Below are 15,616 nucleotides of genomic sequence, written 5' to 3' on the forward strand. Positions count from 1 at the left end.
GCAGGTCAGCAACGTGTCGACCCCTCGACGTAGGGTGTCTTCCACGCGACGGACAGGAGAGAGACGTGGCTCAGACGACGGCGAACCCCACAACGGTGGTCGAGGTGGTGGCCGAGTTGGCAGACCTCGAGGACCCGAGGGCCCGCGAGGTGAACGTCAAGCACGGTGACGACCACGGCGTGAACCTCGGCAAACTGCGCGCACTTGCCAAGCGGCTCGAGACCCAGCAGGAACTCGCCCGCGAGCTCTGGGAGACCGGTGACAGCGCGGCGGAACTGCTGGCGATCCTGATCTGCCGCCCGAAGGCGTTCGAGCGTGACGAATTGGATGCCATGCTGCGTCAGGCGCGCACACCCAAGGTGCACGACTGGCTCGTCAACTACGTCGTGAAGAAGAACCCGCACGCCGAGGAGTTACGCCTGACCTGGTTCGCCGATCCGGATCCGGTGGTCGCGAGTGCCGGGTGGGCGTTGACCACCGATCGCGTGGCGAAGAAACCCGAGGGCCTCGACCTCGCAGGATTGCTCGACATCATCGAAGCGCAGATGAAGGATGCCCCGGATCGCCTGCAGTGGGCGATGAATCATTGCTTGGCGCAAATCGGAATCGAGCACGCCGAGCACCGCGCCCGCGCCATCGACATCGGCGAGCGGCTGCACGTGCTCGAGGATTACCCGACGCCCCCGAACTGCACCTCACCCTTCGCGCCGGTCTGGATCACCGAGATGGTGAACCGACAACAGAACAAGTAAGCCGACGATCAATGACGACATGAAGATTCGCGAATCAGAACCGGTTGGCTGACGGTTGACCGCTGATCGGGAATCCTGGTTCCGGCTGATCCGGCGGCGCCTTACCGTGGCCGCAGGAACGCGCCGACCGACCAGGAGATCCCATCATGGCAGTTCGACCCACCCTGCATCCCGAAGTTGCAGCGATGCTCGCCACCCTCGATGCGGGGTTTCCGGACATCACGGCGGTGCCGCCCACCGAACTGCGTGAGCTGATCCGCGATCGGCGCGCACCCTTGCAACACCTACCGGACATGCGTGAGGTCACCGATCTCACCATCGAGACTGCCGACGGCAACCTCGCGCTACGGATTTTCCGGCCGCACTGCGACGATCCGGAACTGCCTGTGGTGGTGTTCGCCCACGGTGGCGGGTTCGTGTTCTGTGACCTCGACAGTCACGACGAACTGTGCCGCTCCATGGCGCAAGGCGCCGGCGTGGTCGTGGTGTCGGTCGACTATCGCCTGGCCCCCGAGCATGCCGGTCCGGCCGCGCACGACGACGTCTACGCCGCCCTGGAGTGGACCTCGAAGAACGCCGCCGAATACGGCGGTGACCCCACCCGGATCGCACTGGTGGGCGACAGCGCCGGAGGTAACCTCGCCGCGACGGTCGCGATTGCGGCCCGCGACCGGGGTGGCCCGGCCGTCGCCGCGCAGGTGCTGCTGTATCCGGTGATCGACGACGACTTCGACACTGAGTCGTACCGCCTCTACGGGACCGGGTACTACAACACCACCAAGGCGATGAAGTGGTACTGGCAGCAGTATGCGCCGAACGGGACCGAGGATGTGCGTCTCGTTCCCATCCGGGCGGAGACACTCGCCGGTCTGCCGCCGGCGGTCGTGATTACCGCCGAACTCGATCCGCCGTGCTCATCGGGTGACGCGTACGCGGCGCGACTCACCGCGGACGGTGTCCGAGTCCGGCACCACCGGTTCGACGGACTCTTCCACGGATTCCTGACCTTCCCTTTGCTCTCGCTCACCGCGCCGGCACGCGAACAGATCTGGGAAATGATGCGCGACGTACTCGGTAACGCATAGCACCTGCGCTACCTGCGGTGCGGTCGGCCGGTCACCGGTCCGACCGCACCACAGCGCTTTTCGGGGGAGCTACCGGTCGGGGATGACGAGGTCGTCGAGTTCACAGAAGGTATGGCACACCCGGTCTCGGACAATGATGTCGGTGCACTCGGGGTCGAACCACCGGTCCACGACGCTCCAGTGGATCGGATGATTCAGGTATTGACCCGTCACGGCACCATGGTCGGTGAACTCCTGCTCGAACACGTGAGTCCACCGCTGCGGACCCAGGGCGGCGTCGACTCTGCTGAGCTGCCACGCCGTGATCGACGAAATATGTTCGGGCATCCGGAGCAGGTCCCGTTCGAACCGTTGGACGACGGAGTCCGGTGTACCCGACTCCACACGGAGCAGCAGTGCGCGGTACAGGCGGCTCGAATGCTGTTCGGGCCTCCGACCGCCGAGTCCGGGGGAGTACTCGACCCCGTCGACTCTGTCGGCAATCGGCTGGGAAAGTGCGGAGTCGATGTCGTCCGCGCGGTTCCGCCAGCTGGCGGTGTCGGTGAGCTGAAGATGCACGATCAGGTCGCCGCCATTGATGACCCCCGGCAAAGTCGGGGCGATGAGTAACCGTTTCACGCCGACGGCAAGGATGGCTCGACGAGCATTGTTCGCGTACTCGTCCCGCGCAATGGCATCGGCTGCCTCGGTGAAGTGGACGACCCTCGTGACGTTATACATCGCACACACCGTCGACGTCCTCGGCCGCTGCCGCCATGGAGCGGGTTCGGTCGAGGATCATCGGGTCCATCCGCGACCACCACCGGCCGAGCTCTGGGTCGGGGCGGCCCCGCCGGGTCATGTCCCACCAGGCGTCGACCCCGTCGACCACCCACGTGATCGTGATGGTGTTGGGCTCGTCCGCCCACCAGATCGGGGGGCTGACGAGAATTCGATCCAGGGTCATTCCGCGTATCCGTCCCCCTGGTACATACTCGGTGACGTACGCGTCGACGAACTCCCGGGCACGTCCGGGTTTTGTGACCACGCGATCGACCACGTATACCTTCTCGCCTACCATGGCCTGAACGTAACGGTACTCGAGCCGTTGGAGCACAGGCTCTCCCTCTTGGCGGGAGAGGTGCGGTTCCGGCGAGACGCGGGCGCGAACGTCATCGAGGACCTGTATCCGGCGTGGGAAACCCTCACTGCGCGAGGGACGTTCGGCGATCCTCACTGCTGGTGCACCCGGAGCCGGCAAGAGCACTTTGCTCCGCGACCACATTCCCGACCTGGACGGATACCGCAGCCTCGACGCCGACGTGGTCAAGGATCACCTGATCGAACAAGCACTCAGCGACGGCGATTATGCGGAACTACTCGGCACCGAACTCGCGGAGGGAGCCCCGCTGGCGCCGCGGGAGCTGACAGCGCTGGTCCACGACGAATCCACCGCCCTGATCGATCAGATCCGACGGCTCTGTTTGGACCGCGGCGAGAACGTTCTGATCGAGGGAACACTCCGGTGGCCAGGACAGGGCCCGAAGGTATACGAGGAACTCGTCCGCGCCCAATACACCTCGCAATGCGCCCGCAACGCCCAAGCACTCGCCGAGACCGAGAAGGCGTGACGGTGGTGCAACTCGAGCTGTTCCGCCGCGGTACCGCCGGAGGCTTCGAAGTCTTCGAGTAAGTCGCCGAAGAGGTTGGGCCGCGCGTCGGTCTGCGACCTCTGGATCGCGACGTGAGTCGTCCTGCCCATCAAGGGCCCGGCGGACCTGTCGGCCCCTTCACGGAGGTACAAGAAGTGGATATCTTCGTGCCCCCAATGGTGCAGCACTACGGGTGTCGATGTGCTCGGGAACCTCGTAGTCATCGCCAGGCCCGTACTGCCGGATCAGCTCAAACAGGTGGACGCCGAATTCGCAAATCATCCCCGATTCATCGGGCGCACCGGTGGTGATCAGAACGGTCTTGTTCGTTGGCTTGTCTTTCGCGATCACCCGTTTGGAGAAGCTGTTCCCGCACCTCGCTGACCGTGACGGCTACCTGCGCTTTCCCCGTGGCGAAGGGGGGACCTGCACCGTACGGAGACCTGTGGACCTCCAGGTTGTGGCCGCGCACTTCCACCCGCCCGCCGTGGTTGCCGCGGGCGGGGCGGCCTGCTGGCCTTCAAGGGTCTTCTCGCGGATGTAGTCGCGGTCGAGTTGGGCGGCGACGGCGAGTACGGCGAAGAGCATCGAGCGCATGCCGTGCGGGTCGTAGATCCCGGTCAGCAGCTCCAGTTGTACTCCGCCGCTAAGCAGCTGGGCAGACAGGGGCAGAAGCTCGGCGGCGTTGCGGGCGAGGCGTTTGAGCTCGTGCACGGTCAGGATCACCGGCTGGTCCGGCGCGGCGGTCTTGATCTCGTGGGCGAGGGTGAGTGCCTTCTCCAGCTCGGGTCGGATCTTGATGCGGGTGCTGATCTTTTCGGAGAAGACCCGCGTGCAGTGCGCGGCCGCGAGCGCGTCGAGCTGGCTCTGCAGCTCCTGCTGGGCCGAACTGCAACGGGCGTACCCGGTTCGGATCGGCGCCCCGTTCGTCTCCGGCTTCGACGCGACGGCCTGCGGTCCCTTCGTCCACTTCTTGCCAGGGCCCCGGTCACCCGGGACGGCGACGGTGAGCTCGTCGCGCAGCGACGGCACGAGGATGAACCGGGCGATGTGGTACTTCGCGGCGGTCTTCCCAGCCCGTGTCCGGCACGGGCTTCCCGCCGGCGCCTCGCACTTTTGGCAGGGATGGCGTTCGACCGCGGCTGCGGCCTGTTCCGGGGTCAGGACCATTACCGATTCTCTCAGAACTCCCTCTCACACCGCCGAGGTTGTGAGAGGTGTTGTGCGAAACGCGACCTGCGGGAACGAGGCACGGATCGGGCCGTTCGCAAGAACTCGCACATCTGGTCGTTTATGCGAACCCGGCCGTTGAACGCGATCGGTTGGGAGGAGTTGTTCCGGTTCTTCACGTTTGACGCCGTCAACAGGGTTCGGCTCCGATCGCATCGCCCGTTGTCCTTAGCCCAGAAGAACCCGAAGATCCCCAGCTCGAAGAGCCTACCCAGGCATATCCGCCCGATTCTCGGCGAGTACTACCGCAACCCCCCGCTGACGGGCGGCGGTGTCATCGCGTCCCGCCGCGGCCAGGTCGATGCCCTTGGTCTCGGGGATCAGGCGCCAGGCCGTGAACGCGGTGAGCAGGGCGAGCGACATGATGTAGAAGTTCGCGGCCCATGGGACGTCGAGGCTGTTGAGCAGCTGGTTCACGTAGGGGGCACTTCCGCCGAAGATCGCCGAGGCACTCGAGAAACCGATACCGAGTGCCATCGCCCGGATCGGCGTCGGGAGAATCTCGGGCATGGCGGCGGAGACACAACTTCCTGCGCAGACAATCATCAGGCCGACAGTGGCGGCGACCAAGAGCGTCCACGGCCGATCGCTGATCAGGGTCATCAGCGGGAACTGAAGGACGACGATGCCGACACCGAAGGTGATGAGCATGGGACGTCGGCCGATCTTGTCCGACAGCAGGCCGAACCAGGGCACGGCGACAGTGGCGATGACGGTGGCAATAAGTGACATCCAGAATGCCGAGTTGGCGTCCATGCCCTTCTGCACGATGGCGTAAGTCGAGGCGTAGGACAGCCAGGTGTAGTGCGCGGCGCTGATACCGGACATCAGAGCGAAGCAGAGCAGGATGCCGCGGATAAGCTGCCTGCGGGAGACCGGCGGCGCAGTGGTCGCGCCCGAGGACACGCCTGCGGCATGCTCTTCGAACACCTCACTCTCATCCATTTGGCGGCGGAGGATCAAGACGACAACCGCGAAGGCGCCGCCGAGCAGGAACGGAATGCGCCAGGCCCAGTTCGAGACGGCGGTAGCGTCGAGGGCGCCGGTGACCGTCGCGCCGGTCAGGTAGGCGATCACGGCTCCACCGAAGACGGCGACGAAGGTGAAGCTGCCCCACATACCGCGGCGCTGCGGAGTGGACATTTCCGTGATGTAGACGGCCACGGTCGCGGATTCGCCACCGTGCGCGAAGCCCTGGATCAGTCGCAGGGTCAGCAGAAGCACCGACGCCCAGGTGCCAATGGAGTCGTAGGTCGGCATCAGTCCGATCGCCAGGCTTCCGCCGGCCATCATCAGCATCGTCGCGATGAGCACGAACTTACGTCCGCGGCGGTCGGCGAGCCGACCGAAGAAGACTCCTCCGAGCGGGCGCATCAGGAAGCCGACAGCAAAGACGGCCAGCGTGGAGAGCAGGGAGGAGACAGGATCGTCGGCATTGAACACTGCCGCGGCGATGAACGGTGCAAAGACAGCGTAAGCGGTCCACTCGTACCACTCGAGTACGTTGCCGACACCGCTCACTACGACGGAGCGTAGCGGCGAACGGCGCCGCGCCGCGTCGGGCGCGATTGTGTGGGTCATGAGGGCTCCTGAGTCGAAAAGTGCTGGGAACCGGTTATGTCTGGTGACAAGAGTGAGTCCAACCGCAATACGGCGGCCCGGATTACGACGGTATAGCCGTCGGCCGAGGACGCGACAATTCGTGGTCAGGGACACCACCACGGTATGGATGAGTGAAGGGTGACCCGTAGGACGATCGTGCCCACTGGGGGTATGGAAGCGCCCTTCTCCATCCAGTTCGAGTATCAGCTTCCAGGAAGGGACTGAAACATCGTGAAGCTGGTCACGACATGCAGGTACTCGGGCCAACGTAGTATCGAGGCCTTGCACCTAGGTTCCCCAGTTCAGCCGGGAACGCCGGCCCGGGGAGATCGGTCCTCCACGGCGACTGGGCTTCACGCGCCCGCTAACCGAGGCGCAACTGCTGGCTCCGAGATCGCGAGGTCACCGTGTCGGCGACAGTCGCCGCCCAGCTATCACCGATTTGGCGATTCCGGCGCGCGCCGTTGTGCCACCCAGGTCGCGATCTGAGTGCGGGAGTTGAACCCAAGTTTCCCGAAGATGTGCTCCACGTGTACGTCGACGGTGCGTCGGGAGATGACCAGCTTGGCCGCCACGTCCTTGCTCGACATTCCCTGCGCCACCAGGTCCGCGACCTCGCGCTCTCGAGGTGTCAACAAGCTGTCGGCCTGTCGGGGCTCGACGGGGGAGACGCGGCGCTCCCGGAGCGCGAAGGTCAGCATGTCCTCGACGGTGAGCTGGCCTCCGCGGGCAAACGCGGTGTCGAAGCCAGGGTTGCCCATCGCCTGCCGAGCCATGTTCTCGAACTGTTCGCGTCGCGCGAGCAGGTGTTTCGCTCCGAATAGAGGGACCCCAACGGTCTGCCAGACCTGGTCCGACGCGCCCAGGAGCACCGCGGCCCGCTCGCAGTCGCTGCTCGCCGCGGCGGTCCAGGCGAGAACGTCCAGGATGAAGGCCAAGCCCAGACTGTCCTGGGTGAACCGCTTGAGCTGGAGCGCCTCGCACAGATCGGCTTCGGCCTGCTCGAGCTCGCCCTGGAGGAGCCTCAAGAACCCCTTCGCCCACATGGCGTAGGACAACAGCCAACGCTCGCCGGCCTGCTTGCACTGTTCGCATGCCTCCTCGACCACGTCGGCGGCTCTGTCAAGCTCGCCCGACAGCACGTAGGCCATGGTCAGTGCAGGCCGCACACTGTTGGGGTAGTCCGCGGGTACGTCGGCGCGCCCATATCGCTCGAGCGCTTCAACCAACAGTGGAATCGCAGCGCTCGGGTCGCTGCCCAGTGCGCGTAGGCCGAGCATATGGGTTGCGTAAGCCAGGCCCCGTGGGTCGCCCAGTCGGCCCGCCAGATCGTGGACGGCGGCGATCAGTGCAGTAGCAGCAGCCTCATCGCCCTGGAAGACAGCGATGTCAGCGGCGGTGCCCAGCGCCCAAACCCGCTCGAGACTCGGTTCTTGATCCATTGCCAACGCCCGGTCAAGCCACAGGCGGCCTTCGGTCATGAAGCCGAGCGCAGCCCAGAGAAACCAGGGCAGGCCCGCCATCCGCAGTCCGACGCGCACCTCGTCCGGCCGCGCGAGGCAGAACTCGAGCGCCGAGCGCACGTTCGGATGCTCCACACGGAGCAAGGCCGCCCACTCCTCCTGACCCGGACCGAACCAGTCCGCGGCAGCCTTCTCGATCAGCCGCCAGTACCAATCCCGGTGCCTGCGCTGCACCTTCGCTTCAAAGCCGGACTCTCGTAGTCGGGCCTGGCCGTACTCCCGGATGGTCTCCAACATGTGGAACCTGACACGCCCGCCGTGCTCGCCTCGGATCAAGATCGATTTGTCGGTCAGCCCGGCCACCGTGTCGAGAAGGGCCTCCTCGGCAAGCAACTCGTCCGCGCAGACAGCCTCGAGCGCGTCAAGACCGAACCCCCCAGCGAACACTGATGCACGCGCCCACAGCGTCTGCTCCGCCGGAGTGCACAGCTCGTAGCTCCAGTCGATCAGTGCCTGAAGAGTCTGATGCCGCTCCGGCAAGTTACGACTGCCCTCGCGAAGCAATTCGAACCGACTATCCAGCCGATGCGCGAGCTCCTCGACCGTGAGCACGCGCAACCGTACTGCTGCCAGTTCGATCGCCAAGGGGATCCCCTCCAGCCGCTGGCAGAGCTGGATGACCGTGTGTTCATTGTCAGGGGTGATCTCGAACCCGGGAACGACCGCAGCCCCCCGGGCGGCGAATAGGTTGACAGCCGCGAACTGCGTCGCCGAGCCGGGAGTGAGACGGACATCGACGTCGGGCACCGGCAGCGTCGGAACCGGGTACACATGCTCACCGGCGATCATCAGCGCTTGTCGGCTCGTGGCGAGGATCCGCAGTTTCGGCGCCGCCCGGAGCAGCCGGTCCACCAGGTCCGCGGCTGCCTCGAGTATGTGCTCGCAGTTGTCGAGGACTATCAAGGTGTGTCGGGGGCGCAAGTAGTCGGTGAGGACCAACGGGGCGGGGGCTGACTGCTCGCGAATCCCGAGTGCATCTATCAGCGTGTGCGGCAGCAGGTCTGGGTCCTTCAGAGACGCCAGTTCGACCAGGCAAACCCCATCCGGGAAGGCGCGGCGGATATCGCGGGCAACCCGCAGTGCGAGGCGGGTTTTGCCGACCCCGCCTACCCCGGTCAACGTGACGAGCCGGTCGGCGGAGAGAAGCTTTCGGACAGTCTGGGTCTCGGATCGACGGCCTACGAAACTCGTCAGATCCGCGGGCAGGTTGTCCGGCTGGTTCGCCGACCGTGAAGCCATGGTCCGACCAGACTAACCCTCACGTCCGACCGGGAGTGGTCGGGCTGGAGCGCGAATAGGTAATGGGATACGTCTTTCACACGATGCGCCCCGTGGTGGTCCACAGGCAGGCTGTACAGGCACATCAAACCTAGTCCACCGCTTTGGGAGGCCCCGATGACCGCGACCGCAGCCACCGAAATCGAAGTCCTCGACTTCGAGCCGGCCGGGCCTGGGGCCCGCTGGGAGACTGCGGTCCGCGATGTCTCGGGGCCGATGACGGTGCAACACCGCAAGAGGCGGGGCAATGCCACTCGCTTGCGTTCGCGAGACGTCGGCGACCTCCAGCTCGCGGACTGGGACTGCCCGCCCCTGCAGAGCGTGCTGTCGCTGGGTAAAGATCGTGACGCTGAGCGCGATGTCGTCGTGGTCGTGGCAGGTGACTGGGGCGACGAGCGACTTTCCTTCGCGGGCACGGATGCCGCGCTGGTGAACGGGACAGTGGTCGTGGTGACCGGCGGTTACGACGGTGACGGCTTCTCGGTGCCGGAGCGGGTCAGGAAACGCACGCTGACCCTGCCGCGGGCCGCGCTGCTGGCAGCTGGTTGCGACGCGAACATTCCTGGCTGCCTCGTGCTCGAGCAGGACCGGCCGCTGGTTGGCGTCCTGCTCAGGGTCCTTGACGAGGCGTGGAGCCGGGTGCCAGGCATGAATACTTCAGAGGTCGAGGCAACCCGCGGGGCGCTGGTGGCACTGACTGCCGGCATCATCCGCGCAGAGACCGGCTCCGTCACAGGTCGATCGGCCTTGGCTGCTTTGCGCGCGCAGATTGACAACTGGATCACGCGCAATCTTCGTAGCGGTCCGATCCATATCGAGGATCTTGCGGCCGCCCACAACGTCTCGACACGAACCATCCACCGGGCCTTCTCGCTGACCGGGGACACCATGACCGCGGTCGTGCGTGCACGGCGTATGGCCGCGGTCCGCGAGGAGCTTGTGAACTCCAACATGACCATCGCGACGATCGCTCACCGATGGTGCTACTACGACCCCAGCCATCTTCGCCGGGAGTTCCACCGCTGCTTCGGGGTCTCGCCGAGCGAGTATCGGGAAAGCCACGGCTGCTGATGCCCGTTCTGACTAGCAACGCGTGAAGAAGGGTGCAGATATGGAATTCGGAATGGACGCGACCGTGGAGGTGAGTTCGATCGGACCCGGGGACGTGGCCTGGTCGCCCTCGGCAGAACGGATCGCCGACGCCCGGATCAGTGACTTCATCGACTGGCTGCAGGCTTCGGGCCGATTCGAGGCCACCTCCTACCAGTCCTTGTGGGACTGGTCGGTGACCAGTCCGGAGGAATTCTGGGCGTCGATGAAGGACTACTTCGGGGTGTGTATGACCGGCGTTGGCCCGGTGCTGGCAACCCGGGAGATGCCCTTTGCCGAATGGTTTCCCGGCAGGCGGCTGAACTATGTGGACACGGTGCTGAGCCACGCCACGTCGTCCCGCCCGGCGATCATCGACGACTCCGAACCAGGCGGGGCCGGGCCGCGGACGGTTTCCTGGACCGAGCTCGCCCGCCAGGTGTCCGCGCTGGCGAACTGGCTGCGCGCTCGGGGGGTAGGCGAGGGCGACTCTGTGGTCGGATACCTCCCCAACATTGCCGAGGCGGTCATCGCCTTCCTCGCCACCGCGAGCGTCGGAGCGACCTGGTCGTGCTGCGGACAGGACTATCAACCGGAGGCGGTTGTCGACCGCCTCGGACAGCTCGCGCCGGTGGTCCTCGTCACGGCCGACGGCTACCGCTTCGGCGGACGCGAGGTCGACCGGCTCGCGGCCCTGCCAGCCCTGCAGGCCGGAATGCCGACGCTGCGTGAGGTGCTCGTCGTCGGCCGACTTCACTCGGGTACGAGTGTTCCCGCAGGCACCACGCCCTGGGTCGAGGCAGTCACAGGGGGTGGGCCGGCCATGACTCCCGCGCACGTGCGGTTCGACCACCCCCTCTGGGTGCTGTTCTCCTCGGGTACGACCGGGAAGCCGAAGGGGTTTGTTCACGGCCACGGTGGAGTTGTGCTCGAGCACCTCAAAGCCCTGGCTCTCCATCTCGACCTAGGTCCTTCCGACACGTACCTGTGGTACACCTCGCCGAGCTGGATGGTCTGGAACTCCCTCGTGAGCGGCCTCCTCGTCGGCGCGACGATCGTCTGCTACGACGGAAGTCCGTCGTACCCGACCGACGACGCGCTGTGGGCGCTCGCAGCCCGGCACGAGGTCACCGTGCTGGGCACGAGCCCGGCTTACCTCCAGGCCTGCGCCCGAGCGGGCCGGTCACCCGGCACCGACCACGATCTGCGTCGGCTGAGGACCCTCGGGGCCACCGGCTCCGTGGTCGCTCCCGAGCTGCACTTCTGGGTTGCCGATCACGTCGGCCGCGATGTGCCGCTCGCCTCGGTGACAGGGGGCACCGATGTCGCCAGCGGATTCGCGGGCTTCGTGCCGATCCTGCCGGTGCGGGCCGGGGAGATCACGGCCCCATACCTGGGCGTGGCCCTTGACTCGTGGGACGCCGACGGCCGAAGCCTGCGCGATGCCGTGGGCGAGCTGGTGGTCACCCAGCCGATGCCGTCCATGCCGACCAGATTCTGGAACGACGGCGACGGGGCCCGCTACCGAGAGACCTACTTCGAGAGCTACCCCGGGGTCTGGCGGCATGGTGACTGGGTCACCATCACCGAACGAAACACCGTGATCGTCCACGGACGCTCCGATTCCACGCTGAACCGTAACGGGATCCGGTTCGGTACCGCCGACATCTATCGCGTCGTCGAAGAACTCCCGGAGGTAGCGGAAGCCCTCGTGATCGGGGCGGAGCAGCAGAACGGCGAGTACTGGATGCCGCTGTTCGTCGCACTGTCCGATCACGCCGAGCTCGATGACGCGCTCCGCGAGCGCATTGTCGGGCGGATCCGCGAGGCGGTTTCGCCCCGAGTCGTACCGGACGACGTGATCGTCGTCAGGGCGATCCCGCACACCCGAACGGGCAAGAAGCTCGAAGTCCCGGTCAAGCGCATCCTGCAAGGGAACGACGTCGCCGCGGTCGCCGAAGCACGATCGATCGACGACCCGTCCCTGCTGGAAACCTTCGCCCGCTACGCAGCCACTCGTGCTGCGAACTCACCGGTGCATGGCGCATGACCGAGGGAGACGACCTACTTGGCCATAGCGGCCGGTTCGTCACGCCGAGCGAATCGTGGCGGCCGTGTACCCGTGTCCGGCACGGTCGACCTACGTCCCGGAAATATCGCGCTCCTACCGTTGAACTAGCCGCGGTGGGCCGCAGGCCCACCCGATGCCACTGACCAATCACTCCCATTCTGGAGGCACTTCATGAATACCGACACCCGCCCGCCCGCCGCAGCCGCCCCGCCGATCCGAGCGACCGTATACGTCGGTCGCTGGCCCGAGATCCCCGCGGGAGACTGGCCTGATGTTCCCAGCGGGACCTTCTCGCCCACCACCGCGACCCTCATCAGCGGTCCGACCGAAGCTGTGCTCATCGACGCCCAATACCTCGAGGATGACGTCCGGGACCTGGGCGACCTGATCGAGCGCACCGGGAAGCAACTCACGACGATCTACGTGACGCACGCCCATGCCGATCATTACCTGGGCATCGGTCCCCTGATGGAGCGGTTCCCGGACGCGAAGTGCGTTGCGCTGCCCCACGTGGTCGAGGCCATGAAGGAATCCATGGAACTGCAGCAACAGCAGTGGGCGATGCTGTTCGGTGACGCCTGCGTCGTCAGTGATGCGCTCCCCGACCCGATCGACGACAACACGCTCTACGTCGACGGCTCGCCTCTCAACATCGTCGAGGTGAAGCAGGCCGACATCCATCCCACGACAATTGTGCACATCCCAGAGATCGATGTCGTCGTGGCCGGTGACTCCATCTACAACGAGATCCACCCGATGCTCGGCCTGTCGACGCCCGAGGAATGGCAACACTGGCTCGAGACCGTCGACCTGGTGGAGAAGCTGGCACCCAGGATGATCGTCGCCGGCCACCGCAGGCCCGACGGCGACGACCACGCCGTCGATTCCATGATCGCCGAAACACGGTCCTACATCCAGGACTTCGCCGCTGCCTACGAGGTTGCGGACGATGCGGAGGACCTGGTCCGCATCATGTCGGCGAAGTACCCGGGGCATGGAAACCTCTGGACCCTGCAGTTCTCGGCCATGAACGCGATCCAGCTTCGAGACGCAGGTTCGACCGCGACGGACATCCGGCCGTAACTTCCCGGGCTGGACCCCGCGCCCAGCGAACGACGACGCAGCTCGGGACTCGCAGAAACAGCGAAGCCTCGAGCCTCGACGCGGGGCGCTCCTGCCCCGGCCCATCGCGGCGATGGGTGCAGTTCTAGGCGTTCGGCTCGAGCACCGCCACTCGCTACCGCGTGGTGGCCGCGAGAACTTTCTCATGGCCACGGACATACGACGTCATCGAATTTCTGAAGTGAAAAGGGACCTACTTCGCACCTCATCGACGCTCATGACTCTCGCCGAGAAGTGGGGTTATTCAGACGCCAGCCATCTGACCCGCGAATTCAAAAGCTTAGAGGGATGCACCCCCGGAGTTCGCAGGCAATCAAGCCTCTTGCTGAACCCCGACAGCACTATGGCACGGGTTTGCAACGAGCTGTCACTTCTATCCAAATCAGGATGCTTCAGTGCTTACAGTCAACAGGCACGATACGCGCGTCCGTTGTGGCGCTCACCTGCACTAATCGTCCGAAGCGGGCCGTTTCCCAAACGAGGACTTGGCCGTGCCGACGCTACCCGCGAACTGCGCCAAACCGAACCGTCATGCATACATTCAGGTCGAGTGCACCGGACTGATGAGAGCCGGCCACATCGCCGAACGAAAGGAAGATTCCATGCCTACAACTCTCGAAGGCAAGGTCGTGATCGTCACTGGATCGGGCGGCGGAATCGGCGCCGTGATTGCCGACCGGTTCGCGAAGGAAGGCGCTCGGGTTGTCGTCTCCGACCGACACCGCGGAGCCGCCGAGGCAGTTGCTTCCCGCATCCCCGGCGCGATCGCAATTCCGGCTGATGTGACCCGCGAGCAGGACGTCTCTGCACTGATAGAACGCACTGTCGAAGAGCATGGGGCTTTGCATCACGTGGTCGCCAACGCTGGAATAATCAGCGCATCGCATCCGATCGCGGAGACGCCGCTCGATGTTTGGCGATCCACCATGTCAGTCAACCTTGACGGTGTCTTCCTGACCATCAAGCACAGCGCGGCGGCTATCGCGAATTCCGGTGGCGGATCGATCCTCACCCTCTCGTCCATTTCAGGGACCGGGGGCACACCTCTCGCAGCGGCTTACGGGGCGTCGAAAGCTGCAGTTCGCAACCTCACTGCAACAGCTGCAGGTGAACTCAGAGCACAGAAAGTCCGAGTTAACGCCCTGGTGCCCGGCTACGTTGATACACCGCTCATTGCCTCTGAAGTCCCGGTTTGGGAGTCGACCATGGGCCTCGCCTCTGGCGGTTTCGCTCAGGTAATCGACCAGAAGCAGGGGCGGTTGATATCCCCAGAGGATATCGCAGATGCGGCTCTTTTCCTCACTTCGGACCAAGCTTCGATGATCACCGGCAGTTCCTTGACCGTCGACGGCGGTTTCACGAGCCAATTGTTCTGAAAGATTCATGGGGTGGGCTGCAGGGCCCCGGAATAGTCGGCTTTGTTCAGGTCAAGGCCAGTGCGAGCGCCTGATCGGGTTGTCGGGTGTAGTGGCGTAGCCCGGCGGCGATGTTGCCCCACCCCGCGATGCGAAGCAGGCTGACTGCGACGTTGCGGCAGGTGGCCATGATCCGTGGGGTCTGGCCGGTACGGACTTGGGATAGGTCTTCTCCGAAGGTCACGTCGCGCACCCAGTGCAGTTTGTTCTCGATGCCCCAATGCCCTTGCACCCACGAGGCCAGAGTCGACGGTGGTGCGGCGATGTGGTCGGCGGAGGTGATCAGGTAGACCACCTCGACGGTCTTCTTGCCTCGTAGGGTGACGGTGCGCCGCAGCTGTGCGACCTGCGCGGCGCCGGGAAAGTCGATCCAGTCGGGCACGGCAGCGACCTTGATGGTGCGGGTGACACGCCGACCCTTGCTGTCGTCGTGTGCCTGGCAGCAGGGATGTCCTTCCAGGGCAGCGCCTTGTGATTGCGGTGCAACGTCGGCATGTTGGCCTTGACGGTGAACACGTAGTCGCCGCCGGCCTCGGTGATCAGCGTGGCGGTGTCGGTCTGGGTGTGCAGCGCATCCATGGTCACCACCACACCATCAAGGTCGAACTGGTTCAACAATGTTCTAGCAGCGGGTATTTCGTTGCTCTTCGCGTCGACGCAGACCTGCCCGAGTACCGCCCCGGCGTTGTGGTCGAAGGCGGCCACCAGGTGCGGGGCGGGGGCGTCGTCCGTCCGATCGCGGGCTCCGCGGACAGTCTTGCCGTCCAGTGCGATCACTCGCCTTTGGCCGGCGATATACGTCCGTGTCCACATCCACA

General features: G+C 65.1%; 13 protein-coding genes. 7 read left to right on the forward strand and 6 right to left on the reverse strand.

Going from position 1 to position 15,616, the window contains the following annotated elements:
* Positions 1-65 precede the first annotated feature (65 nt).
* Complete coding sequence (locus HYG77_RS20395) at positions 66-752, forward strand: DNA alkylation repair protein (protein WP_208960397.1); 687 nt, start codon at positions 66-68, stop codon at positions 750-752.
* A 146-nt stretch (positions 753-898) separates the two neighbouring features.
* On the forward strand, positions 899-1,837 hold the full coding sequence (locus HYG77_RS20400; RefSeq protein WP_208960398.1) for an alpha/beta hydrolase: 939 nt from the start codon (positions 899-901) through the stop codon (positions 1,835-1,837).
* Between the two features lie 69 nt (positions 1,838-1,906).
* Here HYG77_RS20400 and HYG77_RS20405 read toward each other — a convergent pair whose 3' ends face one another.
* Both HYG77_RS20405 and HYG77_RS20410 read right to left on the reverse strand, forming a co-directional pair.
* Positions 1,907-2,557, reverse strand: a complete 651-nt coding sequence (locus HYG77_RS20405) for a Dabb family protein (protein ID WP_208960399.1) — start codon at positions 2,555-2,557, stop codon at positions 1,907-1,909.
* Entirely contained in the window at positions 2,550-2,897 is a 348-nt protein-coding gene (locus HYG77_RS20410) for a hypothetical protein (RefSeq protein ID WP_109335365.1), read from the reverse strand. The genes HYG77_RS20405 and HYG77_RS20410 overlap by 8 nt, the downstream gene beginning before the upstream one ends.
* A gap of 148 nt (positions 2,898-3,045) precedes the next feature.
* On the opposite strand from HYG77_RS20410, the gene HYG77_RS20415 reads away from it, so the two are divergent.
* Positions 3,046-3,447, forward strand: a complete 402-nt coding sequence (locus tag HYG77_RS20415; protein ID WP_280123315.1) for a zeta toxin family protein — start codon at positions 3,046-3,048, stop codon at positions 3,445-3,447.
* Positions 3,448-3,861: 414 nt separating this feature from the next.
* Here the strand turns inward: HYG77_RS20415 and HYG77_RS20420 are convergent, their stop codons facing one another.
* The 3 genes from HYG77_RS20420 to HYG77_RS20430 form a co-directional block, all read right to left on the reverse strand.
* Positions 3,862-4,638 carry a recombinase family protein gene (locus HYG77_RS20420; protein WP_244372979.1) on the reverse strand — a complete coding sequence of 259 codons (777 nt, stop codon included), beginning with the start codon at positions 4,636-4,638 and terminating at the stop codon, positions 3,862-3,864.
* Between the two features lie 267 nt (positions 4,639-4,905).
* The gene (locus tag HYG77_RS20425; RefSeq protein ID WP_208960400.1) at positions 4,906-6,279 is read right to left on the reverse strand and encodes an MFS transporter; all 1,374 of its coding nucleotides are present in this window, start codon (positions 6,277-6,279) and stop codon (positions 4,906-4,908) included.
* A 455-nt stretch (positions 6,280-6,734) separates the two neighbouring features.
* Positions 6,735-9,062: a LuxR C-terminal-related transcriptional regulator gene (locus tag HYG77_RS20430; protein WP_208960401.1), complete on the reverse strand. Its 2,328-nt coding sequence runs from the start codon at positions 9,060-9,062 to the stop codon at positions 6,735-6,737.
* 156 nt (positions 9,063-9,218) lie between these two features.
* On the opposite strand from HYG77_RS20430, the gene HYG77_RS20435 reads away from it, so the two are divergent.
* From HYG77_RS20435 to HYG77_RS20450, 4 genes are all read left to right on the forward strand, one after another.
* Positions 9,219-10,172 carry an AraC family transcriptional regulator gene (locus tag HYG77_RS20435; protein WP_208960402.1) on the forward strand — a complete coding sequence of 318 codons (954 nt, stop codon included), beginning with the start codon at positions 9,219-9,221 and terminating at the stop codon, positions 10,170-10,172.
* 40 nt (positions 10,173-10,212) lie between these two features.
* Positions 10,213-12,240, forward strand: a complete 2,028-nt coding sequence (locus HYG77_RS20440) for an acetoacetate--CoA ligase (RefSeq protein ID WP_208960403.1) — start codon at positions 10,213-10,215, stop codon at positions 12,238-12,240.
* A gap of 192 nt (positions 12,241-12,432) precedes the next feature.
* On the forward strand, positions 12,433-13,344 hold the full coding sequence (locus HYG77_RS20445; RefSeq protein ID WP_208960404.1) for an MBL fold metallo-hydrolase: 912 nt from the start codon (positions 12,433-12,435) through the stop codon (positions 13,342-13,344).
* 641 nt (positions 13,345-13,985) lie between these two features.
* A complete protein-coding gene (locus tag HYG77_RS20450; protein WP_208960405.1) occupies positions 13,986-14,759 on the forward strand; it encodes an SDR family oxidoreductase in 774 nt (257 codons plus the stop codon).
* A 46-nt stretch (positions 14,760-14,805) separates the two neighbouring features.
* On the opposite strand, the gene HYG77_RS40970 is transcribed toward HYG77_RS20450, so the two are convergent.
* Positions 14,806-15,258 carry an ISAs1 family transposase gene (locus HYG77_RS40970; protein ID WP_348273585.1) on the reverse strand — a complete coding sequence of 151 codons (453 nt, stop codon included), beginning with the start codon at positions 15,256-15,258 and terminating at the stop codon, positions 14,806-14,808.
* Positions 15,259-15,616 lie beyond the last annotated feature (358 nt).

This window comes from Rhodococcus sp. ZPP (genome assembly GCF_017656075.1).
Lineage (GTDB): Bacteria > Actinomycetota > Actinomycetes > Mycobacteriales > Mycobacteriaceae > Rhodococcus_F > Rhodococcus_F oxybenzonivorans.

What these genes read in the sequence shown, in the direction of transcription:
- HYG77_RS20420 (WP_244372979.1), bottom strand. Translation starts at nt 4,638, where the DNA reads ATGGTCCTGACCCCGGAACAGGCCGCAGCCGCGGTCGAACGCCATCCC.
- HYG77_RS20440 (WP_208960403.1), top strand. Translation starts at nt 10,213, where the DNA reads ATGGAATTCGGAATGGACGCGACCGTGGAGGTGAGTTCGATCGGACCC.
- HYG77_RS20405 (WP_208960399.1), bottom strand. Translation starts at nt 2,557, where the DNA reads ATGTATAACGTCACGAGGGTCGTCCACTTCACCGAGGCAGCCGATGCC.
- HYG77_RS20445 (WP_208960404.1), top strand. Translation starts at nt 12,433, where the DNA reads ATGAATACCGACACCCGCCCGCCCGCCGCAGCCGCCCCGCCGATCCGA.
- HYG77_RS20450 (WP_208960405.1), top strand. Translation starts at nt 13,986, where the DNA reads ATGCCTACAACTCTCGAAGGCAAGGTCGTGATCGTCACTGGATCGGGC.
- HYG77_RS20425 (WP_208960400.1), bottom strand. Translation starts at nt 6,279, where the DNA reads ATGACCCACACAATCGCGCCCGACGCGGCGCGGCGCCGTTCGCCGCTA.
- HYG77_RS20400 (WP_208960398.1), top strand. Translation starts at nt 899, where the DNA reads ATGGCAGTTCGACCCACCCTGCATCCCGAAGTTGCAGCGATGCTCGCC.
- HYG77_RS20430 (WP_208960401.1), bottom strand. Translation starts at nt 9,062, where the DNA reads ATGGCTTCACGGTCGGCGAACCAGCCGGACAACCTGCCCGCGGATCTG.
- HYG77_RS20410 (WP_109335365.1), bottom strand. Translation starts at nt 2,897, where the DNA reads ATGGTAGGCGAGAAGGTATACGTGGTCGATCGCGTGGTCACAAAACCC.
- HYG77_RS20435 (WP_208960402.1), top strand. Translation starts at nt 9,219, where the DNA reads ATGACCGCGACCGCAGCCACCGAAATCGAAGTCCTCGACTTCGAGCCG.